The following is a 23,951-nucleotide window of genomic DNA, read 5'->3' on the forward strand; positions in this document are numbered from 1 at the left end:
TGCTCATTTACACATTCCTAGACGAACGGCGATCGTGCGGAGTGCTCGATGTCACAAAAACTTCATGCAGAAATCCGCGGAAGCGGGGCGCGCGCCTTGGCCGCGGCGCGTCCCCTGCCGCCGCGGCCTGACTCGCCATCCCGCATCGGGCTTACAAGCCCAGACTCCGCAACTCGTCCGGCGTCAGGCTCGACACGTCGCCTTGCGGATGGGAGCCGCGGGCCAGCACCTGGACCATGTGGTTGGGCGTATAGCGCTGCGCCTGCTGCCCGGCCGGAGGCACCGCGCTGGTGGGCTCGGTCGCCGGGGCGCCGCCCGAAAGCGGTTCATTGCCAAAGCCCAGGATCTGCACGCTGATGATCGACGGCAGGGCCTTCTGCGCGGCGGCGCGTGCACCCTGGGCCGCATCGGAGGCGGCCGTGGCCGCGTTCGAGGCCGCCGTGCTCGCGCTGGTGAGCGCGCCGACGTTGACCGCGGCGATCACCGGGATGCCGGTGGCCTCGCCCTGCGTCTGGATATTTTCCGCGTTGACCACGCGCAAGGCGGCCACGTTGACATCGCCGGAGACGCGAATACCCGCTTCGCCCGCGTCGACGGTGCCCAGCGGCGCGATCAGATCGATATCGCCCGGCGGAACCTCGGGGATCGGATTCAGCGTCGCGATACCTGCGCCGGTGCTGGGCGCCGTCGGCGACAGCGCGATGTTGCCGATGCTGTCGTACACGCGGCGCTGCGGGGTGTAGACCATGCTGGTCTTGCTGCCGCGACCGGCGTTGATGTCGCCCTGCGCCGACCAGGCCAGGATGCTGCCGCCAAAGGTCGTGAAGACGCGGCTCTGACCCATCAGGATACTGTCCATCGCATAGATGTTGATATTGCCGTCGCCCTGCGTGATCACGCCCGAACCCGGCCCCGGATTGAAGCCGCCGTCTATGCCGACCAGCGTGCGCCCGCCCGGCGTCATGAGGTTGATGTCGCCGCCGAAGTTGGTGTGGATGCCCGCGTCCAACACGTCATAGAACGACACGTTGTAGCCGGGGCTGCCCATGGCCTCCCACTGCGCCTTGGTGATGTATTTGGCGCCCGCGCGCGGACGTGACTGCCCGATGGGGTTGCTCACGTAGTCAGCGTTGAAGTAGATCGCGCTGCTGAACATGGTGAGGTCGCCTTCATGACTCAACGCCTTGCCCTGCGCGTCCTGCGCGGGGAAAAGCGTGGCGATGGCTTCGCGGCCACGCAGATAGCTGCCGGCGCGCTTGCCTCCGGCCTCGTTGTATTCGCGGCCGGACTCACGCAACTCGGCGTAGTAGACATTGCGCAGATAGGCGCGCTGCTGCTGCGCCGGCAGCGCGTCGAAGAAGGTCCGCGCGTCCATGGTCGCCGCATCGTAATGCAGGGCGAGACCGTTGGCGCCGCCAAAGCGCTCGCTCAACCAGTTCACCAGATGCAGCTGGCTCTCCCGCTGGAACTCGCGCGCCAGCGAACGGCTGCTGGCGGTACGCCCCTCGGCAAGCGCGGCCGCGCGCGCCGCATCCAGCTCGGCCTGCTTTTGCGTCAGGAAAGCCTCGGCGCCCGACGCGTCGCCGGTATAGCCAAACTCGTCTTGCAGCCATTGCTCCAGCTTCAGCGAGCCGCCGTAGACCGTCACGACTTTGCCCGGCTGGTCGGCCAGCGGCAGATCCAGCGCTGCCTGATTGGCCGGATTCAGATAGCGCTCGGCAAAGGCGTTCCAGTACACGCCCTCGCCCATGCCGGCCGACACCGAAATACCGGCGCCGCCGCTGCGATCCCCCGACGCGGCGCCGCCGCCGATCGGCCCCAGGCTCTTGATTTCACCCTTGTTGCCCAGGTAGACGTGACGGCCCGCCGACACTTCGAGCAGGCCGGGCCCCATGATGTAGAAGCTGCTGTCACGGACATCGCGGCCGGCCTCCACCACCGATATCTCGTCGGCATAGGCATGCGCGATCAGGTTGCCGCGCGTCGAAGCGTTACCCGCCTTGGCGGCGCCCACGGTGGCGTCTTTCTCGCCCAGCGTGGTGCCGGACCCGACAATATCCCGGCCGGCGTGGATCGACACCGGGATCGACGCCTCATAACGCCCTTGCTCGAAATCCGCCTGAAAACTGGGCAGCACAGCCTGGCCGACGCGCAAGCCGACGATATCGCCCCGCACCGCGTAATAGCGCGCCGGCGCACGCCCCGCGACCGCATCCGCGATGGTCGCGGGACTGCCAAAGGTGAACAGCGCAGCCGTATTCCGTCGTCCGCCATCGGGGTTCGGCGCGCCGCTGTACCCGATCGTGATCCAGTCGTTGTAGGGCTGCGATTCGGCAGCGGCGTTGGTGACCAACAGGGCGGACCCGCCCCAGGGGCCGCCGCCGGTCTCGGCCAGCTTGCCGACAAACCCGGGGCGGAAGGGGCTGGCCATGGCCAGCGGATCGGCCGTGGAGGCCGAGAGCACATAGCCCGCGCCCAGGATAGAGTCCTGCGCCAGCAATTGCAGTTCGCCCTTGCCGGTGGCGTTGACAAACTGTGCGCCCACCGGCGACGGCGCCAGTACGGTGCCGTGGCCATAGCGCAGGACCGGGCCCTGGATGGCGGCGGTCGCGCCGCTTGCGCTGGCGCCGTAGTACAGGCTGCCGTTGGCCGCAACCGCGCGCAGGATCGACGGATAGAACGAGCCGTCGCCGTTGGCCGACTGATTATGTCCCGCGCTGTCCCAACGCGCGTCTTCACTGCCCGCGATGTCATCCCAGGCCGAGGTCGGCGTAAGATTGCCGCCCGCGCTCAACAGATCGATCGCGGTGGCCGGCGTCCAAAGGGAGAACCAGCTCCAGCCGTCGCCGTCATGCGCCGCGCCCTGGTAGGTGAATGGCGTCGCGCTGAGCTGCATCGTGCGGCCCGGATCGGCCGCGCCGCCCAGCACCAGGTCGCCGCGCGTATCGATACGGACGGCCGAGTCGCCCAGCACCAGGATGGGGCCGCCGGCGGCCACACCGCCCGCGGCCGTATACACGTTGCCCAGGCGCGAGTCCATCTGGTCCCGCCCGCCGCCGTAGTTCACCTTCACGCCGCCGACAGTTCCGGCATGAATCGCCGTGGCGCCGCGCAGGTTGACGAAAGTGCCGTTAAGGTCGTATTCGTTGCGCCGCAATTGCGGGTTGGGGTTGAGCGCCCCGCCCAGGCGCAAGGTAAGATCGCCGCCGCCGGTCTGCACTAGCTCGCCGGCCGGCGTGATGCGGCCGGTGCCGGCCACGGCCAGGTGCAGGCCCTGGCTGCGTGGTGTATGCGCCCGCAGGTTCCAGCTCGAAGCGATGCCGCGCGCATCGATGATGCCGGCGTCGCCGCCCGCTTCCACGGTCAGATTGCCGCCGCCCAGCGTGCCGATGCCGGTAAAGCCCACGAGGAACGGATCGTTGTTGAACAAGCGTGAACCGAACGCGTCGTAGGTGCCTCTGGCATCGCCCGCCACATAGGTGCCGAAGTTGATCCACCACGAAGCCGGCGTGGCTTCGGGCCCGGTTCCGATGCTGCCCGTGCCCTGGCGCCATAACCAGCTGCCCACCGTGACCGTGGGAATCTGCTCGCGCGAGTTCCAGAACTTATAACCCGCAGGATCGCCGTAGTTCTCGTTGCCGCCGATCAGGTCGCCCTTGATATCGCCTTGCGCGCGCAGGAGCACGTTGCCGCCGCGCTCCGGATACCAGGCCGCGTACAGGCTTTGGGCGCCGCCATCGACCAGCGACTCGAAGCCCGCGCCTTCGGCGCGCAATATCGTGCCGTCGCTCAAGCGCCCCCGCGCCCGCTGATAGGCGTCGCCCATCGAGGCCGACGGCGTGCCCGCCGTATAGACGCCGTAAAGCGAGGTCATATTGAAATCGCCCCCGGACACCAGGTCCAGGTCGCCCGCGCCGGTGCGCAGCACGCTGAACAGCTGCTGGCGCGCGGGATGATAGGACGTGACCGTCTCCGGCGGGCCGCCGGCCGACCCGCTGACCATCTCTCCCATGCCGTAGACATTCAATTCATCGGGACTCGAACCGATCAGCCCGAACGCGATCAGCTCGTCGATCTGCGTCTGCGTGACAGGCTGGCCCGATACCGGCGGCGTGCTGAGCGCGACTCCCATCATGTCCATGAAGGCCTGGAACTGGCTCAGGTCGGCCCACGCAAAACCCGGAGCCTTCACATTGACCATCTCTCCCATGCCGTAGACATTCAGTTCGTCGGGAGTCGAACCGATGAGCCCGAACGCCACCAGCTCGTCGATCTGCGCCTGCGTGACGGGCTCGCCCGATACCGGCGGCGAGCTGAGCGCGACCCCCATCATGTCCATGAAGGCCTGGAACTGGCTCAGGTCGCCCCATACGTAAGAGGGCTTGCCGCCGGTGCCCGGGACCTCGGTGACCATGGCGCCCAGGCCGAAATGCGGATCCGCCAGGCGCAGCTGGGCCGTCGTGTTCGCCAGGGTCAGGCGCGTGTCCGCGGCCTGCAGGTCGGCGCCCGCCACCAGGCGCAGATCCCAGGACTGCGAGCCGGCCGGCAGCATCGGCGCCAGCGCAAGATTGCGGCCCTGCGTGCCATCGGCGCCGGTGGGCCGCAAGTTGACCATCTCGACGCCGCCTGGCAGCACCACGTCGGTCTCGGAAGGCACGAGCGCGCCCTTGGCCAGCGCCAGCGGCCGTGACAGCTTCATCGCCACCGGCAGCATGACGCCCTTGGGCCAGATGGTGGCGCCGATCTCCGCCTGCGCGGGCAGGCGGAGGCCCGCGGCCAGCTGCATGCCGGCGTCCAGCGTCAGCGGCGTTTGCACCACCGAGCCGGCGGGGTGAACGACGTTGCCCGAGGCATCCAGCACCGCCGAGGCCAGCACCGTGCCGGCGGGCAGCGTCAAGCGCTGCGCCAGCGGCATGGTGACGGGCAGACGCGTTCCCGCAGGCAGCGTCAGGCCGTCGACCGGCAAGTCATAGTTCAGGGTGCGGCCGCTGGCGAATTGCGTGCCCGCATCCAGCGTCGCCATGCCGCCGTGCGGGATGACGAGATCGCCGCCGAAGGGCATGCGGCCGGCGGGCAGGACCCAGCCGTTGTCGTCGTTCGTCACCCCCAGCCTGGTCGTATCGAAGCCATCGGTAATGCTGCCGAACAGCGTCAGATCGCCCTGGGCGCGCAGCACCAGCGCGCCGGCCTCGCCCGAACCGTAGACGCCGGTGCGCTGCGTACCCGGGTTGACGCTGGCATAGCGATAGCCCGAGAGATCGATATCGCCATCCACATGCAGATCCCCATGGGGATTGACCGCCGCGTTGCTGACGATCTCCACGCCGGGGCGCAGGTGGAACTGCTCGGTATAGCCGCGCAGCCCCGCGAGCTTGCCCTGCATCAGCGTGTCGTTGGCCAGGGCGTTGTTGATGAAGGCAATGCTGTCGGCATGTTTGGCGTCCAGGTAGGCCTGGTCTATGCGTTGATAGCTGCGGCCGTCGACAGAGGCGTCCGTGCCAACCGGCGCATCGTCATAGGAATGGAAGGCGTTGACGGCGATGGACCTGGCTCCGGTAATGACTACCGCGCCCCGGGCGTCGATGTCGACGTCGTTGCCGCTGGCGCCGCCCAGGCGCGGGGCATTCAAGGTCACCGTGCCGTAGTTCGCGCTTGCGCCATCCACGGCAAGGTCCATGCGCACACCGTCGGCCAATGTCAGACGGCCATTGCCCGAGTCGATCTCCACGATGGCGCGGTTGGGCGCCTCGATGACCTGGCCGTAGCTGTCGCGGCGCAATACGCTGGCGCTGGCGTCGAGCACGGCGCTGCCGGCAAGCGTCACGCCCTGGTTGGCGGCGAGGCGGATGCTGCCGGCGCGTTCTCCGCTGGCGTCGATCGTGCCGTTGACCGTCAGGCTGCCGTTATCGACCGAGATGTTGATCTCCCGGGCCTTGAGTTCGCTGCCGATGACAAGATCGCCCTGCTTGAGCTGGAAGCTGCGGCCGCCGAAGACTTCGCCTTCGGTCAGGCGCAAGTTCAGGCCGGAGAAATCCGCGATCCGCCCGGCTCGTACGTCGATGTAGCCTGCCGCATATGGCACGGGCGTGCCGCCCGCATCGTAATGGCCGGTGCTGCCGCCGCGTATCGTGCCGTTCAGGTCGGCCGTACCCGCCAGGGCGAGCACCGTCAGCCTGCCCGCGCGGTTCTGCTTCGCCGACAGGTCAATGGTCGACGCAGCTTGTTGCACGACACTGCCCTGACGGCTGTCGAGAACGACGTCGCCGCCCCAGCTGTACTTGCTGACGTCAAAGAAATGCAGTTCACGCCCGGCCAGGTCCAGCTGCGCGCCGTCTTCCAGCACCACATCCTGCTGCGCCGAGGCCGTGAATTTGCCGCTGGGCAGCAGCACGGCGGTATCCAGCGTCAGGCGCGTGCCGGCATCCAGGCCCAGCGTCGCGCCCAGCGCATTCGCCAGGGTCGCGTTGTCGGCCAGGGGCGACGCCGAACCGGCCGGCGCGGCAACCACGATCGCGCCGCCCGCCTTGATATTGTTGACCGATCCCGCCTGACCCGTGAGCAGCGGCGTGTTGAGACGCAGATTGCCGCCGCTGTAGGTCCAGGCCTTGGCCGCCTCGTCCCAGGCCCCCTGCGATTGATAGACCGACAGCGTGCCCTTATGGTTGGCGGTGATACGCTCGCTGGCGTTGAGGTCGACGCCGGCAAAGCCCAATGCCAGACGCTCATGCGTGCCCACGGTGTCGGGCTGGCTCAGCGGGCCGTAGCCGAACTCGATGGTCCGGGCATCGACCACAAAGCGGCCGCTGCCCGTGCCCGCGCCGCCCGCGATGACATTGCCGGCAGGCGTGGTCGCGCCGTTCCAGACCAGCGTGCCGGTCTCGATGCGGGCCACGTCGCCCGCGCCGCCATGCCCGTAGAAGGCTGGCGCGCCCAGCACCAGACGCTCGAGCGATGATTTGCCCGTCGCCTTGTCGATGGTGCTGAGGTCCACGCTGCCGTAGAAATTGACCGAGTCGCTTGCGGTAAGTATCAGGTTCTCCAGCGCCGGCGCGCCGGTGCTGATGTCGCCCCGCAACAGGCGCGACAGCACGTCCTGGTTCAGCGTGAGGCCGGCAGGCAGGACACCCGCGGCCTTGGCCTGCGCCAGCGTCGCGGTCGTGCCGATGTTGATGCCGCCCACGGCCAGCGTCAGGTTGCGCGTTCCGTAGCGTACCGACTCGCCCAGTTCCAGCGACTTGTTGGTCGCGGCGGTGATGCTGCCTTCCGAATACAGCATGGTATCGCCCGCGCAGCTTGCGCCCGCCGCGCAAGTGCCGATGTGCAGATAGCCCGCCCCGTTCATGCCGTAATCGTCAGCCGTCGGCGAGGTCAGGTTCAGCCAACCGTTGGTGACGGCCAGCACGCCGGCCTGTCCTGGTCGCAGCACATAACCGTCGTTCGAATCCCAGGCCGCCCTGCCCCGTCCCAGCGTATTGATGCCCGCGCCCTGCTCGATGGTCAGGCCTTGTTCCTTGTTGCTCACCACCAGGAAGACGGAGCCGGCTTCCAGCATGGCGCCCCGGCGCAGGATGAGCTCGCCGGTCGTGCCGCTGCCGAGGCCGACCTGCCAGGAATTTTCTGTGGAGAATCCGCTGGCGGTCTGCGTGACAAAGGTGGAGGTCGGCGCGCCGCCGATGCTGATGGTGGCCGCCTTCAAGTTGTTGAGCGTGCTGGCATGAACCGACGTGCCCGCAAAGCCTTCGGTGGGCGTGGCGCCGTCGGCCAGAATCTCGATGCGGCTGCCGTTCAGAACCGCGGCGCCGCCTCGCCCGTCCTTGGCGGGGGTGAAGTCCACCGTGCCGGCGGCGACATCCAGCCGGCTTCCCGGCGTGAGGTTCAGCTGCCGCGCATCGCGCTCGAGCTGCGGGCGCGGCGCGCCGTCGCGCAGCGCCCAATTCTGGCCGAACTGCGCGTAACTCGTCTCGTTGAAGTTCGAGTAGGTGCGCAGCGTGTCGGCCGGCGTCAACACCACCGAGGTGGTCTGCACGTCGGCAATGCCGGTGTTGGCGAAACCCAGGCGGGCGGCCGTGGTGTAGGACGCATTGCGCATGCGCCCGCCGCTGCCGAACGCGGCGTTGCCGACGGCCCGGCCATTCAACTCGACGCGGAAAGCGCCAGGCAGCAATGCATAGGTGGACGGCAACAAGGTATAGGTCCCGGCCGCCAGGCCCGGCACGCCGTCACCGACGGTGATCTGCCGGCCGATCATCGGATCGCCCGCGCCCTTCTCCGCCGCGATGGGCGCGGCGGCAGGCTGCGCGCCGGGCACGATGGCGTAGACCGGGTTGCTGGACAGCGACGGCAGCGTAAAGCCGCTGCCATCCCACTTCACCTGCATCAACGGATTCAGGCGCGCGTCGGTCGACCCGCCGCGCCCCGTCAAGAAGCCCGCGCCGGTCAGCTCGCCGCCGCCGGACAGATCGATCCGCGCGCCGGACTGGACCTCGATACTGTCGGCCGTTAGGCTCACATTGCCCAGCGCGCCGCCCAGGCCGGCATAGAAGGCATCCGCGCCCGCGTAGTTATAGGTCAGGCCGTCGACGGTGCCGCCATAAGGCATGAGCAGGCCCGCCGCGCTCACCGAAGTGATGCTGCCCGGACGCAGGGTGATCGTGCCCGGCGGTTGTTCGCCGCTCGCGGCGATGCCCAGTTCCAGGATACCCAGCGGCGCGCGCAGCACGCCGCTCTGTTCGATATTGGCCGAATACAGGCGCAACGTGCCGAAGGCCGAGTACGGCGTGGGCGGCGCGGCGCCGTCTCCGCTACGTTCGATACGCAGGCTGCGCGCGGCGTCGTAGCGGGTTTCATAGGAGCCCCACTGGTTGAACGCGCCGCGACGCCCGGCGATCACCTCGCCCAGGGCGCCGGTGGCCGGATAGATCTGGCTGGCCGCCAGCAACAGATCGCCTTCGGTCGTCAGGGACGTACGGTCGCCGACCGTATGCTTCAGGAACCGCAGATCGTTCCTGCTGCGCAGTTCCACCAGTTCGAATCCCTGGCGCGACACCAGTGCCTTGTCGCCCTGCATCGAATAGCCATAGGCGCCGAACGCAACCTTGTTGATGACATCCAGCACGCCGGCTTCCACGCGCAGCTGCGTGGCGTCGCCCAGTTCGACCATGCCGCCTTGGGTCGAGGTGGGTGCGTTCAGGGCCGGCATGATGTGCTGGTCCTTGCCCAGACGCGAGGCGCCCGCCAGGCGCACATAGGGCGCGGCCAGCGCGACGCGGCTGCCGGCGGAAGCGCCGTCGGTCAGCGCGAAGGCCGTGGCGGCCAGGTTCAGCCCCTGGCCGAGCGTCAGATCGACGCCGCCTTCCAGCGACAAGACGCCGTTGACCAACAAGGACAGGTTGTCGAAACCGCCTGCCTCGATGCGGTCGGCGCCTATGCGGCCATGGCCATAGACCAGCCCGGCATCGGCTTGGCCTGGCCGCAGATCGGCCGCCAGGCCTTCCGGCGTCTGTTCCCGCAGCAATTGAAACTCACGCGGCGCCAGCACGCGGTCTGCCGGTCTGCCCCCGATGCGGTAGTTGGGCGACTCCAGCGCCAGCGACAGCGTGCCGCCGGCCGCGCCCGCGCCGCCCGAGGCGGCCGTCATCTCTCCATCCAGATACAGGCCGTTGAAGCTGGCCAGATGGATCACGCCGCCGTCGGAGGCCACCCGCAACGCGCCCATTCCGTTCATATCCAGCGTCGTCGCCGCACCCGAGGCGTCCAGGCGCGCGCCCTCGCGGATGACGATGAAATTGTCGATGGCGTCGGCCTCGGTGGCGTACGCCCGGTACGCGCCGCCGATCTCGATGCGCCCGCCATCGAGCACCGTGCCGTAACGACGGCCTTGGCTATCCAGCGCGCTTTGAGCCAGGCCCGCAACATCCAACACCGCCTCGCGCCCGATCCACACCGAGCCGTCATGCCCCTTGAGACGCGTGACGTCCTGCGCGCCGGCGCCCAGGCCGTAGACGCCGATGCGTCCGCCCGCCGCGCGCAGCGTACCGTCGATGGTGATCTGGCCGTTGTTCCGCAAGACGATGCTTTTGCCCGGATCGACCTCGATGCGCGCGCCCTCGGCGATGACGAGCGGCGGCGCATCGGCGTTCTCCAACGTGCTGCGCGCGTTGCCGGCGGCCAGGGTCAGGCTTGCGCCGCCTCGCTGCGTCAGCGCGCCCCGCGTCGGGCTTTCGGTGAACAAAGGCGGCAGCCACATCGACAGCGCCGTCTGCGGATCGGCGCCGGTGGCGACGCCGCGCGCGACGGAGAAGTCGGCCTGCAAGACCGGCATGGTCACGCGCAGATCGGCGCCTTTGGCCACGGCCAGGCCATCGCCGCCCGTCACCGCGTAATGCGAGAACCCCTGCTGGAAAAGGCCGGCGTCCAGCAGCAGCAAGGGCTCGACCGCTACCGCGCGCGGCAGGCTCGCGCCCGCGCGGATCAAGGTCCCGGCCGAGAAGGTGACATCCGTGGGCGCGAGATTACCCGCCGGGATCACAACCGGCGTGGGCGCAAGCGGTATGCCATTGGCATGTATCGCGGCATCCACGACATAGTTGGTCGGGAAGTTCGCCGGGTTGACGATCCCTGTGATGACCGTACCCGCAGGCAACGTCGGCGGCACGTACCAGCTGCCGGTATAGCCCGCGACCCTCAGGGACTGGCCGTTCGACAGGTTAACGCTATAGGAGGCGTTTTCGCTGCTGGCCTTGGGCAGGGTCCAATCAGCTCCCACCGTCAGCCAGGTCGACGAATCGCTCGCGATCACTCTTGGCGCGCCGCCCACCGCCTCGCCGGGATTGGCGTGCGTGCGGATGGAGTGGTAGTCCAGGGGCAACACCGCGCCTTCGGCAATGGTGAAATCTTCGCTCGTGACCAGGTCCACCGGCGCGCTCTGGCCTGCCTGCAAGGCGCCGTCGGCGCCAGCCACCAGTCCGCCGATCACGACGGCGCTGCCATTTTGCAGGGTCAGCGTGCCACCGCCTTCGACGCCGTAACCGCGCAATTCGCCTTGCAGCGTCAGCCCTCCCTTGGCGGCGGTGGCCGCCGCGTAGGCATCGGCGGCCAGCGTGATGTCGCCGCCCTTGCCTCCGAGCAGACTGTCATCGCCCAGCAGCGCCGCGCCCGAGGACACATCCAACAGTGCGCGCTTGCCGACGGTGACGTCGCCGCTGCTGCGCGCGACGATGCGACCGCCGTCGATGTACGGCAGACCGCCGAGGTTGCCGTCGCCTTGCTGCAGATTGCTCCAGACGCCGCGCGCGTCCAGGGTCACGCCTTCGCCAATCGACACACGCGCCGTATAGCCCGCCGGCGCCGTCGTCGCCAATGGCAGGTCCTGCCAACCCGAGCTGACGTTGGGGTATTGCTCGACCATGTCGCCCAAGGTGATGGCGCCGCCGCGCGCGGTCAGGTCTGCATTGACGTCGACTTGCGTCGCATGCAGCGCGATCTCGCCTCCCGCCGCCACCTTGACCGCGCCGTCGACCTGCACGGCGCCGTTCGCGTAGGCGCGCAACTCGCCCAGTTCCAGACCATTGAGCCAGTCTGCGTTCAGTGTGATGCGCGCAGGGTCGGTTTGCGTCGATGCCGCCTCGGCGTCCTCCGAATCCCGCGGCATGCCCAGCACGATCTCGTCAGCCACCGCCCCCGGCGTATAACGCAGATTGCCCGAGGCCTCGTCATACACCGGCTGCCAGCTGCCCAGGATCAGGCCCGCGCGACGCGGCGCGGCCGTCTGGCTCTGCTGATAGCCGTCCAGGCGCGACTGCGGCGCGTTGATCTGCCGCACGCCCTGAAAAGCCTTGGCTTCCACATCGCCGTCCAGCGTGGCCTGGCGCGTGCCGATGATCAGGCGGCCCGCGTCGCGGCCCACCGTGTAGCCTTCCTCCCAGCGCTGCGCCTTGGCGATCAAGGGATTGAGGAAGGTGTCCGTGCGCCCCCAGCGCACGCTCTTGCGTTCATAGCCCGTGTACGAGGCGTCCTCGGGAAAGAGCAGATCGCCCGGCGCGCGATCCACGGTATAGAGACGGCCGTCGCCGCCGCGCAGCCAACTCTGGTTGAGATAGCCGCTTTGCACGTCCAGCGAGCCGCCCGAGAGGTTGATGCTCGAGCCCGCTCGCGTCGTCACCCCGCCGCCGGCAAAGTTGACCGTGCCGCCCTGCGCCATCCACTCGCCGATGGTATGGCCGGTGGTGCCCAGGTACCCGCCCACTTCCAGCAGGCCGCCTTGGGTATACCATCGGTCGGTTTCATAGCCGCCCGTACCGGCCGGAACCAGCACCAGGTAACGGCGGTCCACCCACACATTGGTGTTGTTCAGATTGCCGGACTCGCGATTGCCCGAGGCGTCGCGCTGCTCGTTGCCCTGAATGTTGATCTGGACGTTGTTCGAGGCCATCGCCACTTGCACGCCCACGGCGCCCGAGACGTCCACGGCCGCGCCGGCGTGGATCGTGGCGCTGCCTTCGGCGCTCACCGCCACCTGGCCGCCGGTAGCCAGCGTCAGACTGCCGTCGGTGAAATCCACGTTCTGGCCCGAGACGATCTCGATGCGGGACTGGTCCCGGCGGTCGGACTGTTTGGACAGATTATCGAAGGTGCCGCTGATGCCCCGCCGCTGCTGGTCCAGCGTGGCGGACGCTTCGATCAAGGCATTGCGCTGGCCATCGAAGGCGGACTGGCCATCGTCTTCGAGCAGGATGGCGGTAATGGAATCCTTGCCGAGCGTGACCTGGCCTTGCGCGTCGCCCGCGCTATTGAGCAAATGGATGGTGCCGCGCGCGTTGACCGAGGTCGTTGTCAGCGCCACGCCGTTCTGGCGCACGTCGTGGCCGGCAAGGGTGATGTCGCCTTCGCGGGCCTGGATGAGGCCGGTGTTCTGCACCAGGCCGCGCTGAATCGCCGGGTCGATGCGCGCGAGGTCGAGATTGGCGTCGGCCTTGGGCGCGATTTCATTGCCGCGCGTGGTCGAGTAGGTCGTGCCGCCATCGGTGCTGTTGGTGACCAGTCCTTTGCGGATCACGAAGCTGTCGCCCGCTGCCAACTGCGTCTGGCCCTTGCGGGTGCGGATGTCGCCGTCATTGCGCACTTCCTGGCCCATCAGCAGCACATAGCCGCCGCCCTGCGTCACGCTGGCGGGCTCATGGGTCTGAATCAATGCGCCCGCCTGCACCGAGACATTACCCAGGGCTTCGGTGAACGAGGCCGTGTTGGCGTCGGCGCCGTAGATGCCGCGGCTGAGGAACTGGTCGTTGCTGATTCTGGCCGCCGCCGCCACCAGGTTGCGCGCGTTGACCTGGCTGCTGCCGGTGAAAATCACGCCGTTCTGATTGACCACCATGACCGAGCCATCGGCGCGGATCGAACCCTGGATCTGGCTGGGCTTGGCCGAGGCCCCGACCACGCGGTTGAGCACCGCCCACTCCGACTGCGCGGTTCGCGCGCCGCTGCGGGCGGCCGCGTTGGCGTAAGTCGCCTGATCGAACACCACCTCGGTGTTGCGGCCGATGTTGAAAGTGTCCCAGTCCAGGATCGCCTTGGCCTGGGTCTGCTCGATGGTCACCGTGGTCTTGCCCTGGGCATTGCTGGCCACGGCGCGTTTGTCGGACACCCCGATCCAGGGCAGCGCCTGACCGTTGGCGTCCTTGTCCCACAAGCCGCCCTGCGTCAGGCCGTCGGGGGAGTCGCCGGCCTGCGCCGGGCGATTGCGCTCCTTCTGCCAGGCGGCTGTCTGGCGCGCCTGGGCCTGGGCGATGGCGCCCGCTTCGCCGGCCACGCGATTGAGGTTGTCGACCGAACGGCGCAGTTGCTGCGTCGCCTGGCGGCGCTGTTCGGCCGCCGTCTGCGCGCTCAGGCCCGGCGAGTTCTGGCGCAGGGTGCGCGTCTGCTTGGCGACGTCCGCGCCGACCCACCACGCGCCGGAAGCGTGTGCAACGGATGCGCTGCCCAGCGACAATGCGCTCAGCATGGCCAAGGCCGACAGCGACGCGGCCAGAGGGGTCAAGCGATAGCGAGCGGAAACAGCGGGGTGAGTCATGTGCGACGGTTCCAGGATCTAGCGTGAAAATGGCAGCATCGGGGCGGACGCTTTTCCACTAGACGTTCGACGCGCGAAACGCGGAAATACCAAGCCATGAATCTTTCATGACAGGCTTTTGTGACACTCAGCCGATCAGCACCAGCTCACCCACGCGGCGCAAACGGATGTGATGCGCCGTCCGCAGCAGCTCCAGGGCCTGGTCCAAGTCGCTTACCCGCACGCGCGCCGAGAACCGTCGATCGGCCAAGGCGTCGTCGACCAGCACCACCCTGCCCGGCCGATAGCGGTTGATCTCCTGCACCGCCTGATCCAGCGGCAGGTCATCGAACACCACCACCCCCTCGCGCCAGGCGGACGCCGACGCTGCCTTGGCCAACGGCGTCGCGGGGCCGACGCGTCTTTCGTCGTAAAAGGCTTCCTGTTGCGCCGCCAACGCCACCCTGCCGGCCGGATGCCGCAACTCGGCCGCGCCGCGCTGGCAGCGCACGCGCACGCGGCCGTCTTCCAGCTGGCGCATTTCGATATCGGCGTGGTCGAGCCTGACGCTGGCCACGCCCGCCACGATTTCACAAGCGGGCGCGGACACGGCGGCCTCGCCGCTGATCAGGTCGATGCGCGGCCTGGCGGCGGCGTCGTTCACGGTGATGCTGGTGCGCGTATTCAAGGTGACGCGCACCTGCCCCGGCAGCTCCAGCGAGCGTTGTTCCCCCGCGCCTGTACGGTAGTCGGCCCTGAACTCCGACCAGGATGGCCACAGCCCCCAGGGCGGGCTCACGGCCAGATACGCCGCGCCAGCGGCCACGGCGCCGCCCAGAAAGGCGCGGCGCCCGGCGCGCGCACCCGCGAAACCGTGGACCTTGCGCGCAGGCCGGGCCTGCGGAACGCGCCGCGCGGCGGTCTCGACGGCCTGCCATTCATGCGCGGCCTGCGACCAGGCGCGGGCGTGCCCGGCGCTTTGCGCGCACCAGGCCTTCAGGGATTCCAGATCGCGCGTGGTCGGCTGGCCGGTCTTGAGCAATACCGCCCACGCGCGCGCCTGACGCAGAACGTCATCGTCTGGAGCGTTGGGTTCGGTCGCCATGAAGGCCTTGTTCATCGTTCAAAAATAAGTGCTATCAACAGACCAGACGATTGACGGCGCAAAACCGGAACCGGTCATCGGGTTTTCTTCGGAACATCGCGAGCCTCCATGGCGGCCATGCAGGTTTGAGCGGCGGTCTGGATCTCGCGGCGCACCATGCGCGCCGAGATGCCCCAGCGGCGCGCCAGGCTTTCGGTATCTTCGCCGTGGACGCGATGTGCGATCAGCAAGGCGCTCTGGCGCGGCGGCATGTCCTGCAGCGCCCGCATCGCCGTGTCCAGGCGCTGGCGCGAAGCCAGGTCGCTATCCAGCCCCGGCTGCGCGCCGCGCGCCTGCTCGAACACGGCCTCGATCTCATCGTCGCCCAGCAGGCGGGCGTCGCTGCGGATGCGGTCGATCGCCACATTGACGGCGGTATTGACCAGATAGGCGTGCGGGTGGCGCACCTCGTCGAGATTGTCCTGCGACGCCAGGCGCACATAGGCTTCGTGCAACGCGTCCGAAGCCATGTCCGACGAGCCCCCGAGACGGTAGGCCACTTGCCGCCGCAAAGCGTCGTAACCCTGCGTGATCAGCTGCTGCAGGCGCTCCACCCCCTTCCTGCTCATCGCTGGCAGCCTCCCCACCGGGCGGCGGCCTGCGGCGACACCAGCAGGATCATGGGTTGCGCCAGGCCGGCCGGCGGCGGACGCAGGCGCGCCTGCGACAGGGCCTGGCGCACGACGGGCTCCAGCTCGGGCCGCGCCTGGACCCGCACGCGCAGGTCTTCGACGCGGCGATCCTTATTGATGGAGAAGCGCAATGCGATGCGTAGACGGTCGGCCTGCAAGCCAGGCTGCGCGCACAACACATGCAAGATGCTTTGCTGCAGGTATCCGTCGTAGGACAGCGCCAGCACATTGCCTCGATCCGGCGCGGGCGCCTCGGCCTCCAACGGCACGACCGTGACCACGCCCGAAGACACCGACTGCGCGCGCATCTGCGTGCCCTTCAACAAACGGCTCAAACCCTCGGTCCGGGCATAACGGCCGCGAACGGACGGGCTGCGTTTGCCGCGCACCTGCTCGGTGTCAAAGAAAATCGACAGCCCCGTGATTTCGCCATAACGCCGCAAGGCTTGCTCCAACGGCAGGGCCGGCAGATCGAACACGTGCGTCTCGGCCGACGCTTGCGCCCATGCCGACGCCCCGGCCGCCCACAGCATGACCGTCATCGTCAACAACCAGACCACGCGCATGGATGGCGGGAGCAGAGGAAAAAGGGGGATTGCCCAAGTGCTGGCATCGACAAAACAGGGGCGCGGAAAAAGGATGCAACATCTTGCAGCCGGAGCATGACATGAATCTTTCACGGCACGCCGCAGCAGGTAACACTACACTGTGTTCGCGCTCGGTAGCACTGAAGGAGCCGTCTCATGTCCGTTGCCCTTACGCCCAAATGGTTACTGCTGCTTGGCCTGGCCCTGCCCGTCGCGGCCGCCGCCCAGCAGGCCGCCTCTGCCCGAAAGCCCGCCGATTCCGCCTGTGTCGATGTCGAGGTCAATGGCTATCGCGCCCTGTCGTACGAGTGCCTCAACGCCCAGATCGCGCCTGCGCCGAACGCGCCGCGCGACAACCCCGCCCTGGCGTCCGAAGACATCGTCTCGCGCCCCGGCAACCAGATCGGCCAGTTCAATCGCGCGGCGACGTCCAATCGCATGGGCAACACCTTCGGCGCATCGGCCCGGCCGCAGCGCCCGTCCCGCCCCTGACGTTCAAAGAAAGCGGGATCTCAGGTCGGAAATTCCAGGTTCAGACGCAGCGCCATCGGCTGGCGCATATCGCGCGGCGGCGGCGCTGACAACGGCTGTGCCGTCAATATCCGGTGCAGGTCCGCATCGGCCTGCGCATCGCCCAGGCTCGCGAACTCCACGCGATACACCTTGCCGTCCGCCGCCACCCATACCCGCACCACCAGCGGCCCCGGCGGCGTCGACGAGCGACTGTTCAACAGGCGGTCCTGCATTTTTTCGTGCAGGCGCACCACGGCTTCGTTGTCGGGGTCGCTCAGCCAGGCCTGGAATTGGTTACTGGCCAACTGTGCATAGCTGATCCAATGTTGCGGCACGGTCTGCGCTTGAACCGACGGCGCCTGCGCCGCGATCAGCCCCAGCCCCAACAGCCCCTGCAACATCGCGCGCAGGCGGCGCCACCAGGCAATCACGCCCGGTCGGCGGGTCACGTCATGGGAAGTGGCACGGGGGCTGCGCATCTCGCTGAAGGCGACTGAAAAGAATGCGCGATTGTGACCGGCTGTTCTGACCGCGTGATGACGGCTCGAGGGGTCAAAGTGTTGCTGCAAATCCAGCCTAGACCGGCTGATGGCAAAGTTGGTGAACCTGCAAGCCTGAACGGACGAGACAAAGCCCCCCACGTTCCAAAGGCGGCCCATTTGCTTTGGAGCTGGCTTATCGCACAGACGTCGCCTGAGCGCTGGTCAGGTCAACCGATGCATCTTCAGCCAGTCCCTCAGAGCAGTTTATTCGTGTCTGCCACCCCTGCTCCGTGGCTTGAAAGCAGCCAGGACTTCTTCATCCAGACGAATCGTGGTAGGGGACTTACGCACGGCCGCAGTGCTTCCGACCGGCCGGCCACGACGCCGTGCCGAAATTTGCTCCGGCGTATGGACACGGGCGTGGCGACCTGCGACCGCCTGGTCCGCACTGCGCAATAGCGCGGCCTCGAACTCGGCCACTTCGGGATCAATCTTCTTGGGCATCGAGTTTCTCCTTTGCGTACACGATCAGTAGGCGGCCTTATGCTTTCGCAGGATCGGTTGCCTCACCAGATAGTCTGAACGTGGGGGTAACCACGAATCTTCATATCAGCAGAGATCAGAGGGGCCGAATGACGCCGCGCCGTGGCCACGATGATGCGGTCCGCCGGGTCCTTGTGAAACTCTCCGGGCAGCTGGACAGATTGGATCGAAATGCCGACATCCACCGGAACGAACCGGATTGCGCGCACCTGGGCGACCGTATCCAGCCAGGCCTCGGCCTCCATGGTCAAAGCCAGACGCCCGGCCTTGGCCAGCATCGCCACTTCCCAAGCGCTGATGGCCGAGACCAGGATTTCGCCATCCTGGGCCTCTGCCTCGATGGCGTCGCGCGCGGCGCGGCTAAGCTGCGGATCGCCCGCCGCCCACCAGATCAGCACATGGGTGTCCAATACGATCATTGCGCTGCCTCCCACACATCGTCGCCGACGGGAGACAAGGGATCGTCGAACCGCAAAACGGACCCGCGCAACACCTCCAGCGGATCCCGTTGCGGCGCCGCCCGATAGGGCCGGATTTCCAGCGCGGGCTTGCCGTGGTCGGTTACGACAATGGGCTCGCCCGTCGCTTCGACCTGCCGGAAAAGCTCCAGCGCCCGGGCCTTGAACTCGGTTTTCGACACATGCAGGGTCGACATGACGGCCTCCCATGGATGGATGATGCCGTTCATCTTATCAAAAATGACCATTGAAAATAGTCATTTCATGGATGACGGGCTCGGCTGCCGCTTTCGTTCACTACAGGCGAAAAAAAAGCACCGCGATTGCTCGCAAGTGCTTGATTCTCTTCTGCCTTCTTCTGCCTTCCTAAAAAAGGAAGGAGTGGTGGGTTGAGCGAGACTCGAACTCGCGACCAACGGATTAAAAGTCCGCTGCTCTACCGACTGAGCTATCAACCCGACCGAAGCCAGACATTATGGCGTGTTACGGGAAGTTTGTCAAAAAAATGATTCCCGACTTGCCGTGCTTACCTGGCCGCGACCACGGCGCCCTTGTACTTGGTCTCGATGAATTGCTTCACGGCCGGGCTGTGGTAGACGCTGACCAGCTTGGCGAATTCGGGACGGTCCTTGTCCTTTTCGCGCACCACCAGCACGTTGGCGTACGGCGAGTCGGGCGATTCCTGGGCGATGGCGTCCTTGGCCGGGTTCAGGCCGGCTTCCAGGGCGAAGTTGGTGTTCACGGCCGAGGCGTCGGTGTCGTCCAGCGAGCGCGGCAGCTGGGCGGCGTCCAGTTCGATGAAGCGCAGCTTCTTGGGGTTTTCGACCACGTCGATCGGGGTCGCTTTCAGGCCAACGTCGGGGCGCAGCTTGATCAGGCCGTTGGCCTGCAGCAGCAACAGGGCGCGGCCGCCGTTGGTGGGATCGTTGGGCAGCGCGAAGCGGGCGCCCTCCTTCAGCTCGGACAGCGATTTGATTTTCTTGCTGTAGATGCCGATGGGGAAGATCACGGTCTTGGCGATGCTGACCAGCTTGTAGCCGCGGTCGGCGTTGGCGTTGTCCAGGTAGGGCTGGTGCTGGTAGCTGTTGGCGTCGAGGTCGCCCGAGGCTAGGGCCACGTTGGGCTGCACGTAGTCGGAGAATTCGATGACTTCGATCTTCAGGCCCTGCTTGGCGGCTTCCTGCTTGACCACGTCGAAGATCTGGGCGTGCGGGCCGGCGGTCACGCCGATTTTCAGCGGCTTGTCCTGGGCCAGCGCGGGCTGGGCGAATACGGCGGCGCCCAGGGCGAACGCGGCCAGCGACTTCAAAACCTTGATGCTCATGTTGCGTGTATCCCGAATATCGGAAGTGGGGGGAAGAAAATCGCTCAGCGGTGCGAGATGCGGCGCACGTAGCGGTCGCCCAGGCTCTGCACCACCTGGACCAGCACGATCAGCACGATGACGACCGCGGCCATCACGTCGGACTGGAAACGCTGGTAGCCGTAGCGGATGGCCAGGTCGCCCAGGCCGCCGCCGCCGATGGCGCCGGCCATCGCGGAATAGCCGATCAGGCTGACGATGGTGACCACGGTGGCGGCCACCAGGCCGGGCAGGGATTCGGGCAGCAGCACCTTGAGGATGATCTGCATGGGCGAGGCGCCCATGGCGCGCGCCGCGGTGATCAGGCCCGGATCGACCTCGCGCATGGCGTTCTCGGCGATGCGGGCCATGAACGGGATGGCGGCGACCGACAGGGGCACGATGGCGGCGGTGGTGCCGATCGACGTCTGGGCCACGAAGCGCGTGAACGGGATGATGGCGACCATCAGGATGACGAAGGGCACCGAGCGCGTGGCGTTGATGATGGCGCCCAGCACGTGGTTGACGGACTGGTTTTCCAGCATGTTGCCGCGGGCCGTCACGGTCAGGACCACGCCCAGCGGAATGCCGACCACCACCGCGATGGCGCTGGCCACGCCCACCATCAGGAGGGTGTCAAGCAGCGACGTAATAAGCAGGTCGATCAGTTGCGGGCTCATGGGCGATTTCTTCTACGGAGATGTCACGGGCGGTCAGGGCGGCGATGGCGTCCTTGACCGCGGCGGGCGCGCCCTGGGCCAGCACGAACATCGTGCCCACGGCCACGCCCTGGATGTCTTCGACACGGGCCTGGATCAGGTCCACGTCGAGCGAATGCTGCTTGGTCAGGTCGGACAGGAACGACCCGGATGCGTCGTTGCCGGTCAGCGACAGGCGCAGCAGGCGCAGGGCCTGGTCCGGCTTGGCCGCGGCCAGCGTCTCGATGCGCTGCCTGACCGCCGCCAGCGTGGCGTCGGTCAGTTCGGAAGCGGTGGCGGCCGAGACCATGGCGCGGGTCACTTCATGGCGCGGCTGCGCGAACACTTCGCGCGTGCTGCCCATCTCGACCACTTCGCCCTGCGACAGCACGGCCACGCGGTCGCAGACTTCGCGCACCACTTCCATCTGGTGCGTGATCATGACCACGGTCACGCCGGTCTTGCGGTTGATGTCGCGCAGCAGGGCCAGGATGTTGTGCGTGGTTTCCGGGTCCAGCGCCGAGGTGGCCTCGTCGCTCAGCAGCACGTCGGGGTTGTTGGCCAGGGCGCGGGCGATGCCGACGCGCTGCTTCTGGCCGCCGCTGATCTGGCTGGGATAGCGGTCGCGCAGATGCTCCAGGCCGACCAGCGCCAGCAGGCGCTCGACGCGCGCCGGGATCTCGGCCTTGTCCACGCCGGCGATTTCCAGCGGCAGCGCCACGTTGCCGTACACCGTGCGGCGCGACAGCAGGTTGAAGCCCTGGAACACCATGCCGATGCGGCGGCGCTGGGCGCGCAGCTGCGCCTCGGACAGGCCGGTCAGGGGCTGGCCGCCGATGGCGATCGAACCTTCGTTGGGCCGCTCCAGCAGGTTGATGCACTGGACCAGCGTGCTTTTGCCGGCCCCGCTGGGGCCGATGATGCCGAAGACCTCGCCCTGCGCGATGTGCAGGTTGATGCCCCGCAGCGCCTGGAATTGTCCATGCGGCGTGGCATAGGTCTTGGATAGGTTCTCGATGTGAATCATGGCAAGCGATTTTGTATCTTCTCTCTTCTAAAGAGAACGACCGTTTTTTCCATTTTTTATAACTTTAAGTAATATAAAGGCCCGAATCCGCGCTTGCCGGCCCTGCGGCAAGTGTCCTTCATAAAGGCGGAAATGGGCAGCCGGGAAGGAATGTCCTCCTGACTGCCCATCTGCTTTCCGGACCGCCTCCGTGGAGGCGGGCCCCGCGATCAACGTGCGCGCGAGATGCGGACCTCGGCGCCGCGGCGCTTGACTTCCAGCCCCTCGGACGGGGAAATGCGCAGGCCTTCCAGACCCTTGATGTAGCTGGAGCCCTGCATCTGCATCACGCGGATCTTGTTGCGCATGACGACCGGATTGTGCACCGGCATGCCGAACATCCAGACCTCGTCGAGGATACGGGCCGAGTTGAACTCGCCCGTATGCTGCGCGGCCGGTCCCAGACAGAGCATGTGCCCCTCGCGGCCGAACACCGGGAACTGGCCGAAGTCGCAATCCATGGTCCAGGTGGTGCCGCCTTCGTAGCGGTGCCCGGTGTTCAGGTCCCACCAGGCCTCGCCCTTGGGCAGGTATACGCGGACCTGCTTGCCGGGCTCGGTCACGGGGGCCACCAGCAGCGCCGGGCCGAGCAAGTATTGCAGGTCCCAGTCGTGGGCATGGGGATCGTTGGGGAACGACATGGCCATGGAGCGCTGCACCGGCAGGCCGGTGCGCGCCGAATCCTCGATGGCGCCCAGCACGTAGGGCACCAGGCGGTAGCGCCATTGCAGCCAGGTCTTGGCGTGCCCCAGGATCTCTTCGCCGAAGTCCCAGGGCATCAGGCCTGCCACGCCCTGGAACGAGAAGTTGGACGAAAACACGCCGGCGGTCAGCCAGCGCAAATAGAGTTCGGGCGTCATGCCGGCGCGGTCGCGCGAGGCCGAGCCGATGCCGTGCACCTGCACCGGCACGCCGCTGGCGCCGATGGACAAGGCGGTGCGCAGGGTATGGCGCAGGCCTTCCCAGCTGTTCTCGACCTGCGGCCCGACCTGCCACGGCAGACGCTGCGCGGCCGGGAACAGGTCGGCGCTGGGCACCACGCCCTCGGGCGGGACCTTGAGGCCGGCGACCGCGTCGAACAGCGCGCGGCGCACCAGGAGCGGGTACATGCTGCGCAGCGCCGGGCCGGTTTCGCCGTTGCGGGCGCTCACGCCGTCGGGAATGGCGATCTGGGCGTCGCACGCGGGCGCGTCCAGGCCGTCTTCGACCAGCTGGCGATGGCGCTCCACCCACAGGTTGTAGATGTCGCGGTAGGTCAGGTCCAGCAGGCCGTAGGGCTGCCCCGAGGTGGCGGCGTTGCCGTCGAACACCTGGGCCGAGCCGTCGTCCCTGGTCAGCAGCCAGCCGCGGTCTTCCAGTTCCTCGAACAAGGGGCTGGTCTTGAGCACGCCGGGAAAACCGGAGGCCGCGACGTGCACGTTGTGCTTGTGGAAGAGCGCCAGCATCTGCTTGGCGTCCGGGAAGCGCTGGGCGTCCCATTCGAATACGGTCTTGTCCGCCTGGAAGCCCCAGGCCGCCGGCTGCGCCAGCGTCACGGCGTCGACCGGGATCTGGTTCTCGCGCATGCGCGCCACCAGCGCCACGGTCTCGGTCGGCATTTCGCCCGAGGCCTGCTGCAGCCACGCGCCCATCGCCCACAGCGAGGGCTGGCCGGCGCGGCCGGTCAGCGCGGTGTACTGGTTAAGGATTTCGCCCGGCTCGCCGACGAACAGGAACAGGTCGAGGACGGCGTCGTCCAGCGTCAGCACGTAGGCGGAATCGGCCGGCGCGACGCCGACCGAGTGCTCGACGCGGCGCATGGAATTCACATAGAGGCCCCAGCCGCGCGGACTCCAGGCCAGCGGCAGCGCGCGGTGCTCCGGATCGTCGGACACCACGGACTCTTCGCGGCGGTTCAGGTCTCCGGGAGTTTCGCCCAGGCCGTACACGCGCTCGTCGGCCTGCAGCGTGAAGCCGGCCGTCCAGACGGCGTCTTCGGCCTGGTCCAGCGCGTTGTGCCCGAACGCGGGCGTATGCGCGGAGACCTCGGATTCCAGCACGCGCTCTTCGTTGCGGTAGAGCGCCACGCGCACGGGGTTGGACAGCAGCTCCAGCACCACGTCGCCCTGGGCGATGCGCCAGCCGTCGCCGTCGTCGCGCGGGGCGACGGTGGCTTCACCCACCGCTTCCTGGCGCGCGAGCAGCATCTCCGCCACGGCGCGGGCGCGCGCAGTGGGCTTGTCATCGGTAAGGTGATTCGCCTCGCCGCAGCGCAGGCGGAACACACCAGGCGCATGCGCCTCGACTACCAGGTGCAATCCATCGCCCGCGTCGAAATCTATGCGACTGGGACGGGACGTCAGCAGCTCGACGGTATCGAGCTGGGTAGTATGGGCAAAGTCGAACTTGGGCGGCACAGAGCATCCCCCGGCTTAAGCCAAAAACCATCAAAAGACGCTA

The 23,951-nt window shown here is 67.4% G+C and carries 14 protein-coding genes and 1 tRNA gene; 2 read left to right on the forward strand and 13 right to left on the reverse strand.

What is annotated here, in order from left to right; genetic code table 11:
* Positions 1–151 precede the first annotated feature (151 nt).
* From AC1IQ6_RS23705 to AC1IQ6_RS23720, 4 genes are all read right to left on the reverse strand, one after another.
* Positions 152–14,068 carry a filamentous hemagglutinin family protein gene (locus AC1IQ6_RS23705; protein ID WP_485865390.1) on the reverse strand — a complete coding sequence of 4,639 codons (13,917 nt, stop codon included), beginning with the start codon at positions 14,066–14,068 and terminating at the stop codon, positions 152–154.
* Between the two features lie 127 nt (positions 14,069–14,195).
* Complete coding sequence (locus AC1IQ6_RS23710; RefSeq protein WP_258231540.1) at positions 14,196–15,152, reverse strand: FecR family protein; 957 nt, start codon at positions 15,150–15,152, stop codon at positions 14,196–14,198.
* A 74-nt stretch (positions 15,153–15,226) separates the two neighbouring features.
* Entirely contained in the window at positions 15,227–15,760 is a 534-nt protein-coding gene (locus AC1IQ6_RS23715; RefSeq protein WP_102775439.1) for an RNA polymerase sigma factor, read from the reverse strand.
* Entirely contained in the window at positions 15,757–16,389 is a 633-nt protein-coding gene (locus AC1IQ6_RS23720; protein ID WP_111826374.1) for an STN domain-containing protein, read from the reverse strand. The genes AC1IQ6_RS23715 and AC1IQ6_RS23720 overlap by 4 nt, the downstream gene beginning before the upstream one ends.
* Before the next feature lie 177 nt (positions 16,390–16,566).
* On the opposite strand from AC1IQ6_RS23720, the gene AC1IQ6_RS23725 reads away from it, so the two are divergent.
* Positions 16,567–16,902 carry a hypothetical protein gene (locus AC1IQ6_RS23725; RefSeq protein ID WP_485865391.1) on the forward strand — a complete coding sequence of 112 codons (336 nt, stop codon included), beginning with the start codon at positions 16,567–16,569 and terminating at the stop codon, positions 16,900–16,902.
* Positions 16,903–16,922: 20 nt separating this feature from the next.
* On the opposite strand, the gene AC1IQ6_RS23730 is transcribed toward AC1IQ6_RS23725, so the two are convergent.
* The 4 genes from AC1IQ6_RS23730 to AC1IQ6_RS23745 form a co-directional block, all read right to left on the reverse strand.
* Complete coding sequence (locus AC1IQ6_RS23730; protein WP_485865392.1) at positions 16,923–17,492, reverse strand: hypothetical protein; 570 nt, start codon at positions 17,490–17,492, stop codon at positions 16,923–16,925.
* A 177-nt stretch (positions 17,493–17,669) separates the two neighbouring features.
* A complete protein-coding gene (locus AC1IQ6_RS23735) occupies positions 17,670–17,909 on the reverse strand; it encodes a BrnA antitoxin family protein (protein ID WP_246842500.1) in 240 nt (79 codons plus the stop codon).
* 62 nt (positions 17,910–17,971) lie between these two features.
* Positions 17,972–18,367 (reverse strand): type II toxin-antitoxin system VapC family toxin, encoded by a 396-nt coding sequence (locus AC1IQ6_RS23740; RefSeq protein ID WP_102775428.1) that lies wholly within the window; start codon positions 18,365–18,367, stop codon positions 17,972–17,974.
* Positions 18,364–18,603 carry a type II toxin-antitoxin system Phd/YefM family antitoxin gene (locus AC1IQ6_RS23745; protein WP_168202226.1) on the reverse strand — a complete coding sequence of 80 codons (240 nt, stop codon included), beginning with the start codon at positions 18,601–18,603 and terminating at the stop codon, positions 18,364–18,366. The genes AC1IQ6_RS23740 and AC1IQ6_RS23745 overlap by 4 nt, the downstream gene beginning before the upstream one ends.
* Between AC1IQ6_RS23745 and AC1IQ6_RS23750 the strand changes: the two genes are divergently transcribed.
* Positions 18,602–18,799 carry a hypothetical protein gene (locus tag AC1IQ6_RS23750; protein WP_485865393.1) on the forward strand — a complete coding sequence of 66 codons (198 nt, stop codon included), beginning with the start codon at positions 18,602–18,604 and terminating at the stop codon, positions 18,797–18,799. The two genes, AC1IQ6_RS23745 and AC1IQ6_RS23750, sit on opposite strands and share 2 nt — an antisense overlap.
* On the opposite strand, the gene AC1IQ6_RS23755 is transcribed toward AC1IQ6_RS23750, so the two are convergent.
* The 5 genes from AC1IQ6_RS23755 to AC1IQ6_RS23775 form a co-directional block, all read right to left on the reverse strand.
* Positions 18,789–18,864: transfer RNA gene (locus AC1IQ6_RS23755), tRNA-Lys, on the reverse strand. The two genes, AC1IQ6_RS23750 and AC1IQ6_RS23755, sit on opposite strands and share 11 nt — an antisense overlap.
* Positions 18,865–18,932: 68 nt before the next feature.
* Positions 18,933–19,730, reverse strand: coding sequence for a MetQ/NlpA family ABC transporter substrate-binding protein (locus AC1IQ6_RS23760; RefSeq protein WP_485865394.1), 798 nt, complete (start codon positions 19,728–19,730; stop codon positions 18,933–18,935).
* Between the two features lie 44 nt (positions 19,731–19,774).
* Positions 19,775–20,428 carry a methionine ABC transporter permease gene (locus AC1IQ6_RS23765; RefSeq protein ID WP_102775426.1) on the reverse strand — a complete coding sequence of 218 codons (654 nt, stop codon included), beginning with the start codon at positions 20,426–20,428 and terminating at the stop codon, positions 19,775–19,777.
* Positions 20,385–21,473, reverse strand: coding sequence for a methionine ABC transporter ATP-binding protein (locus tag AC1IQ6_RS23770; protein WP_102775425.1), 1,089 nt, complete (start codon positions 21,471–21,473; stop codon positions 20,385–20,387). The genes AC1IQ6_RS23765 and AC1IQ6_RS23770 overlap by 44 nt, the downstream gene beginning before the upstream one ends.
* A gap of 209 nt (positions 21,474–21,682) precedes the next feature.
* The gene (locus tag AC1IQ6_RS23775; protein WP_102775424.1) at positions 21,683–23,908 is read right to left on the reverse strand and encodes a glycoside hydrolase family 31 protein; all 2,226 of its coding nucleotides are present in this window, start codon (positions 23,906–23,908) and stop codon (positions 21,683–21,685) included.
* Between the last annotated feature and the right edge of the window lie 43 nt (positions 23,909–23,951).

This window comes from Achromobacter sp. MUI-25009338, assembly GCF_057359325.1.